Below are 821 nucleotides of genomic sequence, written 5' to 3' on the forward strand. Positions count from 1 at the left end.
CTCACTGCACGGTGGCCTAGAAGGGTTTGATAAACGCCGCTGGAAGGTTGAAGAGCAAAATGATCAACAGGTCACTTTTTCACTTCGCTCACCGGACGGTGACCAAGGCTATCCGGGAAATCTCGATGTGAAGGTGACGTACACGCTCACTGACGAGAATGAACTAGCTATCGCCTATGATGCTAAGACCGACAAAACATCACCAGTGAATTTAACCAATCACGCCTACTTTAACTTGGCTGGTGAGGCGAGCCGCGCGAAAAGTTTGGATCATACTTTACAGCTCAATGCTGGGCATTACTTGCCAACGGATGCGGGGTTAATTCCTACCGGTGAACAAAAACCAGTTTCGGGCACCAGTTTCGACTTCACCGAGCCAAAATCGATTGGCCAAGAATTTCTTGCTGAGCAAGATCAGAAAACCGCTGGTGGCTAAGATCACGCCTTTGTATTCATGCCTGAAGTGACCGATGGCGTGTCTGTCGCTGCGGTTTTAATTGCACCAAAAGAAGTTGTGGTGATGAAGGTGAAAACCACCAAGCCTGCCATCCAGTTTTATTCAGGGAATTTCTTAGCCGGTACGCCCGGTGCAAGTAAAACTTACGAACGCTATGACGGCCTAGCATTGGAAACGCAGTACTTTCCAGACGGGCCAAACAAACCAGAATGGGGACTCAACAATGGGGTGTTGAACTCTGGGGATTGCTATCAGCATCAAACTATTTACCAGTTTGAATTTTAGATAGCACTTCTACCCTTTGAACTTGCAGCGGCAGCGATGCTGCAACTCCAACGACTTTGGGTGTTATGGTGGGCTACAT

Annotated in this window: 1 pseudogene; it reads left to right on the forward strand. The window is 48.2% G+C overall.

What is annotated here, in order from left to right:
• Positions 1-742, forward strand: a pseudogene (locus R8N49_RS26210) (galactose-1-epimerase); the annotation flags it as partial.
• Positions 743-821 lie beyond the last annotated feature (79 nt).

The organism is Vibrio sp. 1978, from assembly GCF_033344345.1.